Source organism: Ottowia sp. VDI28, assembly GCF_049532675.1.
Taxonomy (GTDB): domain Bacteria; phylum Pseudomonadota; class Gammaproteobacteria; order Burkholderiales; family Burkholderiaceae_C; genus Ottowia.
In genome coordinates this window covers 5,300,465-5,313,966 of record NZ_CP149820.1, presented here as the reverse complement: position 1 = coordinate 5,313,966, position 13,502 = coordinate 5,300,465, and the positions used below count along the sequence as shown (strand labels likewise).

The 13,502-nt window shown below is 61.8% G+C and carries 12 protein-coding genes; 9 read left to right on the top strand and 3 right to left on the bottom strand.

Translation table 11 applies throughout. The features are described from left to right. The first annotated feature begins 7 nt into the window (after positions 1 to 7). The 8 genes from pgi to WJU18_RS25270 all read left to right on the top strand — a co-directional run bounded on the left by pgi (position 8) and on the right by WJU18_RS25270 (position 9,205). Complete coding sequence (gene pgi, locus WJU18_RS25305) at positions 8 to 1,576, top strand: glucose-6-phosphate isomerase (RefSeq protein WP_423456573.1); 1,569 nt, start codon at positions 8 to 10, stop codon at positions 1,574 to 1,576. Between the two features lie 88 nt (positions 1,577 to 1,664). After that, positions 1,665 to 3,368, top strand: coding sequence for a phospholipid carrier-dependent glycosyltransferase (locus WJU18_RS25300; RefSeq protein ID WP_423456571.1), 1,704 nt, complete (start codon positions 1,665 to 1,667; stop codon positions 3,366 to 3,368). Continuing rightward, positions 3,365 to 3,739 (top strand): DMT family transporter, encoded by a 375-nt coding sequence (locus WJU18_RS25295; protein ID WP_423456569.1) that lies wholly within the window; start codon positions 3,365 to 3,367, stop codon positions 3,737 to 3,739. The genes WJU18_RS25300 and WJU18_RS25295 overlap by 4 nt, the downstream gene beginning before the upstream one ends. A gap of 146 nt (positions 3,740 to 3,885) precedes the next feature. Continuing rightward, positions 3,886 to 4,995: a DegT/DnrJ/EryC1/StrS family aminotransferase gene (locus WJU18_RS25290; protein WP_423456568.1), complete on the top strand. Its 1,110-nt coding sequence runs from the start codon at positions 3,886 to 3,888 to the stop codon at positions 4,993 to 4,995. Between the two features lie 102 nt (positions 4,996 to 5,097). Beyond that, positions 5,098 to 6,069: a glycosyltransferase gene (locus WJU18_RS25285; protein ID WP_423456566.1), complete on the top strand. Its 972-nt coding sequence runs from the start codon at positions 5,098 to 5,100 to the stop codon at positions 6,067 to 6,069. Further along, positions 6,066 to 7,001 (top strand): formyltransferase, encoded by a 936-nt coding sequence (locus WJU18_RS25280; RefSeq protein WP_423461093.1) that lies wholly within the window; start codon positions 6,066 to 6,068, stop codon positions 6,999 to 7,001. Before WJU18_RS25285 ends, WJU18_RS25280 begins: the two co-directional genes overlap by 4 nt. A gap of 25 nt (positions 7,002 to 7,026) precedes the next feature. Next, the gene (locus WJU18_RS25275) at positions 7,027 to 8,064 is read left to right on the top strand and encodes a bifunctional UDP-4-keto-pentose/UDP-xylose synthase (RefSeq protein WP_423456564.1); all 1,038 of its coding nucleotides are present in this window, start codon (positions 7,027 to 7,029) and stop codon (positions 8,062 to 8,064) included. A gap of 226 nt (positions 8,065 to 8,290) precedes the next feature. Next, complete coding sequence (locus WJU18_RS25270; RefSeq protein ID WP_423456563.1) at positions 8,291 to 9,205, top strand: polysaccharide deacetylase family protein; 915 nt, start codon at positions 8,291 to 8,293, stop codon at positions 9,203 to 9,205. Positions 9,206 to 9,225: 20 nt separating this feature from the next. On the opposite strand, the gene WJU18_RS25265 is transcribed toward WJU18_RS25270, so the two are convergent. The 3 genes from WJU18_RS25265 to groES all read right to left on the bottom strand — a co-directional run bounded on the left by WJU18_RS25265 (position 9,226) and on the right by groES (position 12,161). Beyond that, positions 9,226 to 9,906 carry a midcut-by-XrtH protein gene (locus WJU18_RS25265; RefSeq protein WP_423456562.1) on the bottom strand — a complete coding sequence of 227 codons (681 nt, stop codon included), beginning with the start codon at positions 9,904 to 9,906 and terminating at the stop codon, positions 9,226 to 9,228. Between the two features lie 200 nt (positions 9,907 to 10,106). Continuing rightward, positions 10,107 to 11,756: a chaperonin GroEL gene (groL, locus tag WJU18_RS25260; protein WP_423456560.1), complete on the bottom strand. Its 1,650-nt coding sequence runs from the start codon at positions 11,754 to 11,756 to the stop codon at positions 10,107 to 10,109. A gap of 114 nt (positions 11,757 to 11,870) precedes the next feature. Beyond that, positions 11,871 to 12,161 (bottom strand): co-chaperone GroES, encoded by a 291-nt coding sequence (gene groES / locus WJU18_RS25255; RefSeq protein WP_317750185.1) that lies wholly within the window; start codon positions 12,159 to 12,161, stop codon positions 11,871 to 11,873. A gap of 331 nt (positions 12,162 to 12,492) precedes the next feature. Between groES and WJU18_RS25250 the strand changes: the two genes are divergently transcribed. Then, positions 12,493 to 13,470: an NADP-dependent oxidoreductase gene (locus WJU18_RS25250; RefSeq protein ID WP_423456559.1), complete on the top strand. Its 978-nt coding sequence runs from the start codon at positions 12,493 to 12,495 to the stop codon at positions 13,468 to 13,470. Positions 13,471 to 13,502 lie beyond the last annotated feature (32 nt).

The following is a 13,502-nucleotide window of genomic DNA, read 5'->3' as shown; positions in this document are numbered from 1 at the left end:
GGTGCCGATGGATTGGCAAGCCCGACCGCGCTGCGATGAGACGGCCGCCTGGCCGCTGTTGCAGGCCCACGCCCGCACGTTCCGCCAGGGGGCGACGGCATTCGATCTTCGTACGGCTTTTGCCGAAGATCCGCAGCGCTTTGCCCACTTCAGCCAGAGTGCGCCTTACATCTTCGCCGATCTCTCGAAAAACCTGATCGATGCGCGTGCCCAGGCGCTGCTGTGGCAATTGGCGCGCGAGAGCGGGTTCGAGGCGCATCGCGATGCGCTGCTGGCCGGCGAGGCCGTCAACACCACCGAGCAGCGTGCCGCCTGGCATACGTTCCTGCGCGGGCCCTGCACGGAAGATGGCCGCGCCACGCCAGGTATTGCGGCCGAGGTGGCTGGGGCGCGGGCCGATATGCTGTCCTTTGCGGACGCCGTGCGCGCCGATGCTGGCTTTACCGATGTCGTGAACATCGGCATAGGCGGCTCCGATCTGGGACCCCGGATGGCGGTGCAGGCGCTGCGGTCGGCAGGTGCGACGAGCGGGCCTCGCTTGCACTTCATCGCCAATGGAGATGCGCATGAGCTGGCCGAACTGCTGCCGCGCCTGCAGGCGGCGCACACGCTTTTCATCGTCACTTCCAAGACTTTCGGCACCGCCGAAACCCTGCAGAATGCCCGGGCGGCGCGCGATTGGTTTCTAGGGCAGGGCGAAACCCAGGTGAGCCGGCATTTCGTCGGCGTGACATGCAACCGCGAAGCGGCCGGTGAATTCGGAACTGGCCGGGTGTTCGGCCTGTGGGATTGGGTGGGCGGCCGCTACTCGCTGTGGTCGGCCGTCGGCCTCCCGTTGGCCATCGCCCTGGGCAGCCAGGGGTTCCGCGCTTTGCTGGCGGGCGCGCGTGCCATGGATGAGCACTTCGCGCACGCGCCCCTCGACACCAACTTGCCCCTGCGGCTGGCGTTGCTCGATATCTGGCAGCGTGATTTCCTTGGCATGGGAAGCCGCTGTGTGAATCCATACCACCAGGGCTTGCGCCGGCTGCCGGCGTACTTGCAGCAACTGGAAATGGAAAGCAATGGCAAGGGCGTTGATGCGCAAGGGCGCACGCTGCCATTTGCGACCGCGCCAGTGGTGTGGGGCGAAGCCGGCAGCAACGGCCAGCACGCGTTTTTCCAGATGCTGCACCAGGGGCCGGATACGGTTCCTGTGGAGTTCATCGCTGTGCGGGAGCCTGCGCACAACCTGCGGGATCAGCACCGGACCCTGCTCGCCAATGCCCTGGCGCAGGCGCGGGCGCTGATGATCGGCCAGGAGGATCCCGGCGGCCACCGTCATTTCCCTGGTAACCGGCCCAGCACATTTTTACTGCTCGAGCGCCTGGATCCTGTCAGCTTGGGCGCCTTGCTGGCGTTATATGAACACCGTGTATTCAGCAGCGGTTCCCTGTGGGGCATCAACAGCTTCGATCAGTGGGGCGTGGAGCTTGGCAAGACGCTGGCGGCCGACCTGGCGCCTCGATTGGTTTCGGGCGGCGTGGCCGGGCTGGATCCATCTACCGCAGGGTTATTGGCGCGTCTGCGCGGCTGATAAACTTGTAAGTCTTTTTTCTGCACTAAACGCAGCCTCGTGCTGATGGCCTACCGCTGAATTCAAGCGGAATTCCTCCTTAATCTTCATGTACCCTGACAGCCAAGCCTCGGCCGCGCGCCGGACTGAAACTTCTCTTCCCATGGGCCGGGCGGCCTTGCTGGCATGCTGGGTGCTGCTGGCGCTCATCTGGTTCGTGCCGCTCGGCTGGCGTGCGCTTTTCAGCCCTGACGAGGGGCGCTACGCGAGCATTGGCCTGGCCATGCTTCAAAGCGGCGACTGGATCACGCCGCGCCTCAATGGACTGCTTTACTTCGAAAAGCCGATTCTTCAATACTGGATAACCGCCGCCAGCCTGGCGGTGTTCGGCATCAATGAGTTCGCTGCCCGTTTCTGGCCGGCCCTGAGCGGGTTCCTGACCGTAGTGGTGGTCGGCATGACCGCCCGCCGCCTGTGGGGGGCGGGCAGCGGGGCGTATGCGGCCCTGCTGGCGGCGGGTATGACCTGGATTGGCGCGAACAGCCACTTCCTGACGCTCGACATGGGCCTGGCCTTCTTCCAGGCACTGAGCCTGTGCGCGTTCCTCGTCGCGCAGCATGATGACGCCACGCCAAGCGAGCGGCGCAACGCGATGTGGGTGTGCTGGGCCGCCATGGCGGGAGCTACTTTGTCGAAAGGCTTGGTCGGCATTGTGATTCCGGGCGCCACGCTGGTGCTCTATAGCTTGCTGAACCGCCAATGGGCTTTCTGGCGCCGCATGCATTGGGTGTCCGGGCTTGTCATCTACTTTGCCCTCACGGCACCCTGGTTCATCGCGGTCTCGCTGAAAAACCCTGGTTTCTTTGATTTTTTCTTTGTCCGCGAGCATTTCCGCCGTTTCCTGACGGATGAGGCGCGGCGCACCGGAGCGCCCTGGTATTTTGTCCCTGTGCTGATTGTTGGCGCCATGCCCTGGACGACCATGTTGCCGGCCTGGCTGTGGCGCGGAAGCCCGCGCGATGCTTCTGCATCCTTTCAGCCAGCGCGCATGCTGGTGGTGTGGTCGGTATTTATCTTCGTGTTTTTCAGCGTTTCGCGCTCCAAGTTGCCTTCCTACATCCTGCCTATGTTCCCGGCGCTCGCGCTGCTGGGCGCCTATTGGCTGCCGAAGGCCGATCCCCGCCGCCTGCGCTGGCATCTGCTGGCCCCGGTTGCGTTCTGGGTGGTGGCGCTGGGCGTGTGGCCTCGCGCCGATTTGTTTGTGTCCGACACCCAGCCCCTGTCCGCTGTGCAGTCATTCCTGAATTTGCTGGCTATCGCTGCCGTGGTTTCGTTGCTGGCCTGTGGTGCGGCCTGGTGGTTGCTGGGGCGAGGGCGCAAGATGCTGGCCGTGGCGTTGGTCTCGGTGGCCAGCGTGCTGGGCGTGGCCAGCGCCATGCTGGGCCATGACAGCTACGCCTACAAGATGCGCAGCAGCAAGAGCGTAGGCCTTATCCTGGCGCCTTACTTGCGCCCGGACACTCCCGTATTCGCAGTGAGCTTCTATGACCAGAGCTTGCCCTTCTACCTGCGCCGCCCAGTCACACTGGTGGACTACCGCGACGAATTCACTTTCGGGCAAGATGCGGAACCCGAGCGCTGGATTCCCTCCGTGGATGGGTTTGTCGACCGCTGGAAGGCCGCACCTCGTGCCGCTGCCATGATGCCGCCCGAGGTCTATGCGCAAATGCTGGCGATCCATCTGCCCATGCGTGTGGTGTATGAAGACGTCCGGCGCCTTGTGGTCATCAAGCCGGAAGACGATGCTCCATGAAACTGGCTGAATTCGCGTTGATTCTTCTTGGCGTGCTGCTGAACGCTGCTGCGCAACTGCTGCTGAAGGCAGGGGTGCGGCAGATCGGCGAGTTCAGCTTCACGTCGGCCAATGTGCTGCCCATCGGTTGGCAAGTGGCGACCAATCTGCCCATCGTCGGAGGCCTCGCCTGTTACGTGGTGAGCGTGGTGGTCTGGATCCTGGCGCTCTCGCGTGTTGAAGTCAGCGTGGCTTATCCCATGCTTTCCATTGGCTACGTCGTCAATGCCGCGCTGGCCTGGTGGCTGTTTGACGAGGCGGTGGGTCCGCAACGCCTGCTAGGCATTGCCGTCATCATTGTGGGCGTGATTCTGGTCGCCCGGAGTTCATGAAAGCCCCCTGAGTCGCTTACGCGCCTTCCCCCGAAGGGGACGCACCCGGCGGCCTGGCAAAGCCAGCTCCGCGGGCGCCCTGGTGTGGCCTGTTCCACGGCCGTTCGGCGTGCATGGTGCGGTAGATAATTGAATTGGATTGCCGTATGGAATTTCTTCCCTTCACACGTCCGTCTATCGACGAAGCCACCATTGCCGATGTCGCGGAGGTGCTGCGCTCAGGCTGGATCACGACGGGGCCGCGCGCGCGCGCGTTCGAGTCGGCTTTGTCCGAGCACGTCGGCGGCCGTCCTGTGCGCACCATGAGCTCAGCCACCGCGGCGCTGGAGATCGCGCTGCGCGTGGCCGGCGTCGGTCCAGGCGATGAGGTCATCACCACGCCGCTGACCTGGGTCGCCACCGCCAATGTGGTGTTGACGGTCGGGGCCAAGCCGGTGTTCACCGATGTCCGCGCCGACACCCGAAATATTGATCTGGACCGCGTCGAGGCGGCCATCACGCCGCGCACCCGCGTCATCATCCCGGTGGATCTGGCTGGTCTTCCGGTGGATCGCGGCCGCCTTTACGAGATCGCTCGCCGCCACGGCCTGCGCGTGATCGAGGATGCTGCGCAGTCCATGGGAGCGAGCTGGGCCGGGCAGCGCATCGGCAGCACGGGCGATCTGGTGGTGTTCAGCTTTCACGCCAACAAGAATATGACCAGCGGCGAGGGCGGCTGCCTGGTGGTGAACAACGAAGAAGAAGCCCGCCTGTGCGAGAAGCTGAGGTTGCAAGGCGTGACGCGCCACGCCGATGGCGGCATGGATGTCGATGTGCTGGGCGGCAAGAGCAACCTGACCGATATCGCTGCCGCGGTCGGTCTGGGCCAATTGCCCAGGCTGGATGAATTCAATGCCCGCCGCCGTGAATTGGCGAGGCTCTATTTCGAACACTTCGACAAGACCCTGGGTTTCGATTTGCCGCTGCCGGATTTCCAGAACGGCAATTGGCATATGTTCCAGCCGCTGCTGCCGAAGAACGCGGCCATGACGCGAGGTGCCTTCATCGAGGCCATGCGTGCCGAAGGCATTGGAGTGGGGGTGCACTATCCGGCCATGCACCTGTTCACGCTTTTCCGGGCCATGGGTTTTGCCGAAGGCGACTTCCCCGTGGCCGAAGATGTGGGCCGCCGTACCGTGACGCTGCCGCTGTTCCCCGCCATGCGGGACGAAGACGTGCTGCGCGTGTGCAATGCCGTTTCAAAAATCTGGAAATAAAGAGAACCAGAGAAAAACTCCCTCTCCCGCATGCGGGAGAGGGCAGGGGTGAGGGTACGGCAGCGCACCCTTTGCCGCGAGATTCACAATAAGCCCATGGAAATGCCTGCATCCACATCCACCGCCACACGGCCCCAGGTGTCGGTCGTCATCCCTGTCTATAACGAGCAGGACGTCCTCGCTGCCTTGTTTGCGCGGCTTTATCCCGCGCTCGATGCCCTGGGGGTGAGCTACGAAATCCTGTTCATCAACGACGGCAGCCGCGACCGGTCCGTGCAGATGCTGTCCGAACAGTTTCATGTCCGGCCCGATGTGACGCGCGTGATCCTGTTCAATGGCAACTTCGGCCAGCACCGTGCCATTCTGGCCGGGTTCGAGTATTGCCGCGGAGAGCGCATCGTGACCCTCGATGCCGACCTGCAGAATCCACCGGAAGATATTGGCGCGTTGCTCGCGCAAATGGACCTTGGCCACGACTATGTGGGCACCATCCGCCGCCAGCGCAACGATTCATGGTGGCGCCACGCGGCCAGCCGCGCCATGAACGTGCTGCGTGAGCGCATCACCCGTATCAAGATGACCGATCAAGGCTGCATGCTGCGGGCCTACAGCCGCCGCGTGATCGATCTCATCAACCAGTGCAGCGAGATGAACACCTATGTGCCGGCCCTGGCCTACCAGTTCTCGCAGAACCCGACCGAGATCATCGTCGGCCATGAGGAGCGGGCCGCCGGTGAATCCAAGTATTCGCTCTACAGCCTGATCCGGTTGAATTTCGACATCGTCACCGGCTTCTCCCTGGTGCCGCTGCAGCTTTTCTCGCTGGGCGGGATGATCGTTTCGGTGCTCTCAGGCCTTTTGGTCATCTACATGGGGTTGCGCCGGTTGATCGTGGGGCCTGAAGAAGGCGGTCTGTTCACGCTCTTCGCCATTGCTTTCCTGCTGATCGGCCTGGCCTTGTTCGGCATCGGCCTGCTGGGAGAATATATCGGCCGCATCTACCAGGAAGTCCGCCGGCGGCCGCGCTATCAGGTGGCGGCGGTGCTGGAGCAGGACCAGGAAGGCGGTGTCTGATGAGCCGTGCCGTGGTGTTTGCCTATCACAACGTGGGCGTGCGTTGCCTTTTGGCGCTGTTGGCGAGAGGGGTGGACGTGCCTTTGGTGGTCACCCACCAGGACAGCCCGAACGAGGATATCTGGTTTGGCAGCGTGGCTGCTACTGCGGCCGCGCACGGCCTCAAGGTCATCACGCCCGATGAGGCCAATGCCGCCGAAGTGCTGGCACAGGTGCAGGCGGCGGAGCCCGATTTTCTCTTCTCGTTCTACTACCGCCAGATGCTGGGCGCGCCGCTGCTGCAAGCTGCACCGCGCGGCGCCTTCAACATGCATGGCTCGCTGCTGCCCCGCTACCGAGGCCGCGTGCCGGTGAACTGGGCCATCATTCATGGCGAAACAGAAACCGGCGCCACCTTGCACACGATGGAAATCAAGCCCGATGCCGGCGCCATCGTGGATCAAATGGCCGTTCCCATCTTGCCTGACGACACGGCTCAGCAGGTCTTCGACAAGGTCACTGTGGCCGCGGAAACCGTATTGTGGCGCAGCTTGCCTGGCTTGCTGGATGGCAGCGCGGTGCCTCAACCGCAGGATCTGGCCAAGGGCAGCTACTTCGGTGGCCGCAAACCCGAAGACGGGCGCATCGACTCCCAATGGCCGGCGCAGCGTGTGCATGATTTCGTACGCGCCCTGACGCATCCCTATCCCGGTGCCTTTGCCGATCTCCCGCGAGGCCGGTTGCGCCTGTGGCAAACACGGCGCGAAAGCCACGGCGGCAGCTCACCGGCACCCTCTCGCACCGAGCTGCGTCTCGAAGAAGGGCGCATGCTTTTGGCTTGTCCCGACGGGGCCCACTTGCAGGTATTGGCCGCCACATTGGCCGACGAGCCGCTCACCGCCGATAATTTCAGGGTTCGATTAGGGGCCAGCGCCGTCACGCTGGGTGCTTGATCTGTCCTATTCAAAGCTAATTTTTATGAAAAAAGTTCTCATTCTCGGTGTCAATGGCTTCATTGGCCATCACCTCACGCGCCGCATCATCGACACCACCGACTGGGAGGTGTTCGGCATGGACATGAACACCGACCGCGTGAAGGAATGGGAACATCACCCGCGCTTTCACTTCTTCGAGGGTGACATCACCATCAACAAGGAGTGGATCGAATACCACGTCAAGAAGTGCGACGTGGTGCTGCCGCTGGTTGCCATTGCTACGCCCGCCACCTATGTGAGTCACCCGCTGCGCGTGTTCGAGCTCGATTTCGAAGCCAACTTGCCCATCGTCCGCCAATGCGTGCGCTATGGCAAACGGCTGGTGTTCCCTTCGACCTCAGAGGTCTATGGCATGTGCCATGACAGCGAGTTCGATCCCGAGCAATCCGAGCTGGTCTATGGCCCCATCAACAAGCCGCGCTGGATCTATGCCTGCGCCAAGCAACTGATGGACCGTGTGATCCACGGCTATGGCCAGCAGGAAGGGCTTGATTACACGCTCTTCCGCCCCTTCAACTGGATCGGCGGCGGCCTCGACAGCATCGACACGCCCAAGGAGGGCTCCAGCCGTGTGATTACCCAGTTCCTGGGACACATCGTGCGCGGCGAGCCGATCCGGTTGGTCGATGGCGGGGCGCAGAAGCGAGCCTTCACCTATGTCGACGACGGCATCTCCGCGCTGATGAAAATCATCGAGAATTCGGGTGGCAAGGCCAGTGGCCAGATCTACAACATCGGCAACCCGGCCAACAATTATTCGATCCGCGAGCTTGCCACCATGATGCTGGAGCTTGCAGCCCAGTATCCTGAGTACCGCGACAATGCCAGCCGTGTGCAGTTGCTGGACACCACGTCCTCGAGCTACTACGGCAAGGGCTACCAGGACGTGCAGAACCGCGTGCCCAAGATCGAGAACACACGCGGCGATCTCGGCTGGGCGCCGCAGGTGGCCATGCCCGAGGCCTTGCGCGGCATCTTTGACTATTACCGCGACCAGGTAGTCGCTTCGCGTGACTTGTGATCCCCCCTGAGGCGCTGCGCGCCTTCCCCCCGGGGGGACGCCGCTAGCGGCCGGGCCAAGCCCGCTCCGCGGCGGCCCCCGAATCGCCTGCTCCGCGGCGGGTCGAGAATGGCTTGCTCCCTCCCCCACTGGGGGAGGGCGGGGGTGGGGGCTTTCACCGCGCATCCACAAGCAGAGCCTAATTCCGTGGCGCCTTTCTCCACCAATTGACCCCGCACAAAGCCCCATGTTCCTAGCCCTAAAGATCGATGTCGATACTTGGCGCGGTACGCGCGAGGGGGTGCCTGCCTTGGTCGAGGCGCTGCAGCGGCATCAAGCCGGTGCCACCTTTCTGTTCAGCCTGGGGCCTGATCACACGGGTCGCGCCATCCGCCGTGTGTTCCGGCCCGGCTTTTTGAGCAAGGTCTCGCGTACTTCGGTGGTGGAGCACTATGGCATCCGCACCTTGCTCTATGGCACGCTGCTGCCTGGCCCGGATATCGGCCGGCGCGAGGCCGCCTTGATGCGCCAGGTGCGGGATGTCGGCTTCGAGGTCGGTATCCACACCTGGGACCATATCCGCTGGCAGGATCATGTCGCAGAGAAGGATCCGGCATGGACGGCGCGCGAGATGCGGTTGGCCACAGAGCGTTTCATCGAAATTTTTGCCACTCCGCCGCGTACACATGGTGCTGCGGGATGGCAGATGAACACTGCCGCCTACGCGTTGGAAAAGGAGCTCGGCTTCGACTACGCCAGTGATGGCCGCGGCACCCACCCCTTTCAACCTGTGGATGCCCATGGCACGCCGCTGGGTGTGCCGCAATTGCCTACTACCCTGCCCACGCTCGATGAACTGATCGGGGCTGACGGCCTGACACCTGAGAACGTACACGAACATCTGCTGGCGCTGACGGCTGCTGAACCGTGTGCGCACGGCCACGTGTACACGTTGCACGCCGAACTGGAGGGTATGAAGCTACGGCCCACTTTCGAGCGCCTGCTGGCCGGATGGCGCAAGCAGGGCTATCGGCTGATTTCCACCAGGGAGCTGTTTACCTCGCTCAATGCGGCAACGCTTCCCCGTCATCGGGTGATGATGGGGGAAATACCTGGGCGCAGCGGCACCCTGGCGCTGCAAGGCGAGGTGTGCACGCTCTGAGCAGAGCGTGTCTGTGAACTTTATAGCCCGCCGCTTCCACCGCCTCCGCCGCCGGCACTTCCACCACCGCCGCCGCTGCTACCACCGCCGCAGACGGCCTGCGTCGTGCAGGATGATCCCGGAGCAATCTCGGCTCCAACGACGCAAGTACCAGTTTCATCGGGATTTGCATTGCTGCTGATCCTGATGCGCTTGCCGCTGGAATTCGTAATCGTGATGAATGGAGACGGCTCTTCGTACGCCATATTGAGGTCTTCTACCGTACCTCCAGTCGCGCTTGAAAACTCATAAGGGCCTGCGGCACGGACTGATTGAATAAATCCGTTTCCTCCTTGCATACCCAATATGCCCGCCAAGGTCAGCAAAACTGCCGGCATCCATTTCCGGATACCTCCCTCCCGGTCCAGCGTGTGTCGTTTCCGCCAAGCCAATATACCCAATGCTGCGGCAAGTGCAGCCAAACCTAATGTCCCCAAACTGGGAACTGACGAGATATTGTTGCTTACGGCTGCTTGATAGCCGACAGAGATACCGCAGCTTTGAGCATGTGCCGACATTGAAAACCCTGCCAAACCGATGGCGGCCAGTGCGCTCAGGAGAGGTTTACTGAAGTATGGCCGGCGATTCGCACCGCTCTTTAGTTCTTGGCTACCGCCCTCATGGCTTGTATTCCTTGAAATCCCTCGGCTATTGATAATCAAATGCGCCTCCTTTGCGTTGGTTCAGGTGAAATTTTTATGTCATGGAATTTTATGGCGCCTATTTGAATTTATTAATTAAATTTAATTTGAATATAATTAATATAGTTTAAAAATAAAAAACCCTCCGGTTCAAGGGAGGGTTTTTTAGCAATCCGGGAGCCGCATGGAGCGGCTCCCTAGGTATTTGCAGGGACGTGGGCTTACATCATCCCGTCCATGCCGCCCATGCCACCCATGCCGCCAGGCATGCCGCCGCCGGCAGGCGCATCGTCCTTCGGAGCTTCAGCCACCATGGCTTCGGTCGTCAGCATCAGGCCAGCCACGGAGGCAGCGTTCTGCAGAGCGGTGCGGGTGACCTTCGTGGGATCCAGGATACCCATTTCGATCATGTCGCCGTACTCGCCGTTGGCGGCGTTGTAGCCGAAGTTGCCTTTGCCTTCCAGCACTTTGTTCACCACCACGCTGGACTCTTCGCCGGCGTTGTAGACGATTTCGCGCAGGGGAGCTTCGATGGCCTTCAGCACCAGCTTGATGCCGGCGTCTTGGTCGGCATTGATGCCTTTGATTTCGCCAGCAGATTGCTTGGCGCGCAGCAGGGCCACGCCACCACCAGCCACGATGCCTTCTTCCACAGCAGCGCGGGTAGCGTGCAGGGCGTCTTCCACGCGGGCTTTCTTCTCTTTCATCTCGACTTCGGTGGCTGCACCGACCTTGATGACGGCCACGCCGCCAGCCAGCTTGGCCACGCGCTCTTGCAGCTTCTCGCGGTCGTAGTCAGAAGTGGCTTCCTCGATCTGAACGCGGATCTGCTTGACGCGCGCTTCGATGTCGGCAGCCTTGCCAGCGCCGTCGATGATGGTGGTGTTTTCCTTGCCCACTTCGATCGTCTTGGCTTGGCCCAGGTCGGCCAGCGTGACTTTCTCGAGCGACAGGCCCACTTCCTCGGCGATCACTTTGCCGCCGGTCAGGATGGCGATGTCTTCCAGCATGGCTTTGCGGCGGTCGCCGAAGCCAGGTGCCTTCACAGCCACCACTTTCAGGATACCGCGGATGGTGTTCACCACCAGGGTCGCCAGGGCTTCGCCTTCGACTTCTTCAGCGATGATCAGCAGCGGACGGCCAGCCTTGGCAACGGCTTCCAGCGTGGGCAGCAGTTCGCGGATGTTGCTGATCTTCTTGTCGAACAGCAGCACATAGGGGTTGTCCAGGATCGCGGCCTGCTTCTCAGGGTTGTTGATGAAGTAGGGGGACAGGTAGCCGCGGTCGAACTGCATGCCTTCCACGACGTCCAGCTCGTTGTCCAGGCTCTTGCCGTCTTCAACGGTGATCACGCCTTCCTTGCCCACTTTGTCCATCGCGTCGGCGATGATCTTGCCGATGGATTCGTCGGAGTTGGCGGAGATGGAGCCCACCTGAGCGATTTCCTTGCTGGTGGTGGTGGCCTTGCTGGCTTTCTTGAGCTGCTCGACCAGGCCGGCGACGGCCTTGTCGATGCCGCGCTTGAGGTCCATCGGGTTCATGCCGGCGGCCACGTACTTCATGCCTTCGCGCACGATGGCCTGGGCCAGCACGGTCGCGGTGGTGGTGCCGTCACCAGCGTTGTCGCTGGTCTTGGAAGCCACTTCCTTGACCATTTGCGCGCCCATGTTCTGAAGCTTGTCCTTCAGTTCGATTTCCTTGGCCACGGACACGCCGTCCTTGGTCACGGTGGGGGCGCCGAACGAGCGCTCCAGCACCACGTTGCGGCCTTTGGGGCCCAGGGTGGTCTTGACCGCGTTGGCCAGGATGTTCACGCCTTCAACCATGCGGGCGCGGGCGTCAGAGCCGAAAACTACGTCTTTTGCTGCCATTTCAAAATTCTCCGTTGGTGTTGAGCCCTGGGCGTTCAGCGCACCAGCTCAACTGAAAAAGAGGGGATAGGTGCCGCGGTCAGCCTCAAATGCCGAGCGGTCAACCCAAAAGAATTACTTCTCGACGACGGCGAAGAGGTCGTCTTCTTTCATCACCAGCAGTTCGTCGCCATCGACCTTGACGGTCTGGCCGCTGTATTTGCCGAACAGAACGCGGTCGCCCACTTTCACGTTCATGGCCGACAGGTCACCCTTGTCGTTCTTCTTGCCCGGGCCCACGGCCAGCACTTCGCCTTGATCAGGCTTCTCGGCCGCGTTGTCGGGAATCACGATGCCGGAGGCAGTCTTGGTTTCGTTCTCGAGGCGCTTGACGATCACGCGATCGGCGAGAGGGCGCAGTTTCATGGGTTCTCCTGATAGGTTGGTCTGAAACGAAGCTGAAAAAGCCATTCACCCGGCTAAAACTCGCCGAACGTTGGCCTGAAAGGCGAAGGAGAGTGTGTTGTTGGCACTCATCTCCAACGAGTGCTAATCATAAGGGTATTTTTGATGATTTCAAGACAGCTTGACGCCACGATACGGTTGGAATGTGACGGCCGTTGCTCTACCCGGGATAGAATGGCTTGACAACTAATCCTATAGGTGGGTCAATAGGCTTTATATGATATATACGATCTCTTCGGAACTCTCCGGGTCACTCGCATCACCTGCGTTGCCTGATTTCCAGCAAAGATGGGTGCTTACCTCACGTCCGCACGGATTGCCCCGGGCCGAGAATTTCCGCCTTGAGCAGGCGGCGCTGCCTTCTTTAGCCCCGGGAGAGGTGCTCTTGCGCCATGTATTCCTGGGCCTTGCGCCAGCCGCGCGCTTGCGCATGTCAGAGGTGGCTTCATACGCGCCCCCGCTGCCGATCGGGGACGTCATGCCATGCCAGGCGGTGGGGTACGTGGTTCGCAGCAACGATCCGAAGTGGCGCGTAGGTGATCAGGCCGTGGCCATGGCGGGCGGGTGGCAAGAGTACTCGGCACACCCCGGCGATTCGCTCGTGCGGGCAGATGCGGATCTGGCGCATTCCACGGTGTGGCTTGGTGCTTTAGGCACTTCCGGCATGACCGCTTACGTAGGTTTGCGCGAGTTTGGCCTGCCTCGGCCAGGTGAAACGGTGGTAGTCAGCGCGGCCAGCGGCGCGGTGGGCTCCGTGGCGGGGCAAATGGCCAAGCTGCTGGGCTGCAGGGTGGTGGGGGTCGCGGGGGGCGCCGAAAAATGCGCCTACGTGGTTCAGGAGCTGGGATTTGATGCCTGCGTGGACTATCGCGCCCCAGAGTTCGAGGCGCTGTTGCGCCAAGCCTGTCCGCAGGGCGTCAATGTGTATTTCGAAAACGTGGGAGGCAAGGTGCGCGACGCCGTATGGCCCCTCATGCTGCGGGATGGGCGCGTCGTATTGTGCGGACTCATCTCTGAGTACAACGATGCGCCCGAGGCCGGTCCCGGCTGGTTCCCGATCCTCGCGAAACGCTTGCATCTGCATGGATTCATTCTTTCCGACCACTTGGACCGCCGTCCGGAGTTCCTGCGGGAGATGGGGCAGTGGATCCGCGAAGGCCGGATCCATCCTGGACGGGAGCATGTCTATGACGGGATCGGCAGCGCGGTAGCGGGCTTCGTGGCCATGCTGCAAGGAGGCCACCTCGGCAAAACGTTGGTGAAGTTGTGACAGGTTCTAAAGACTAGAGGCCGCGGCGAAGA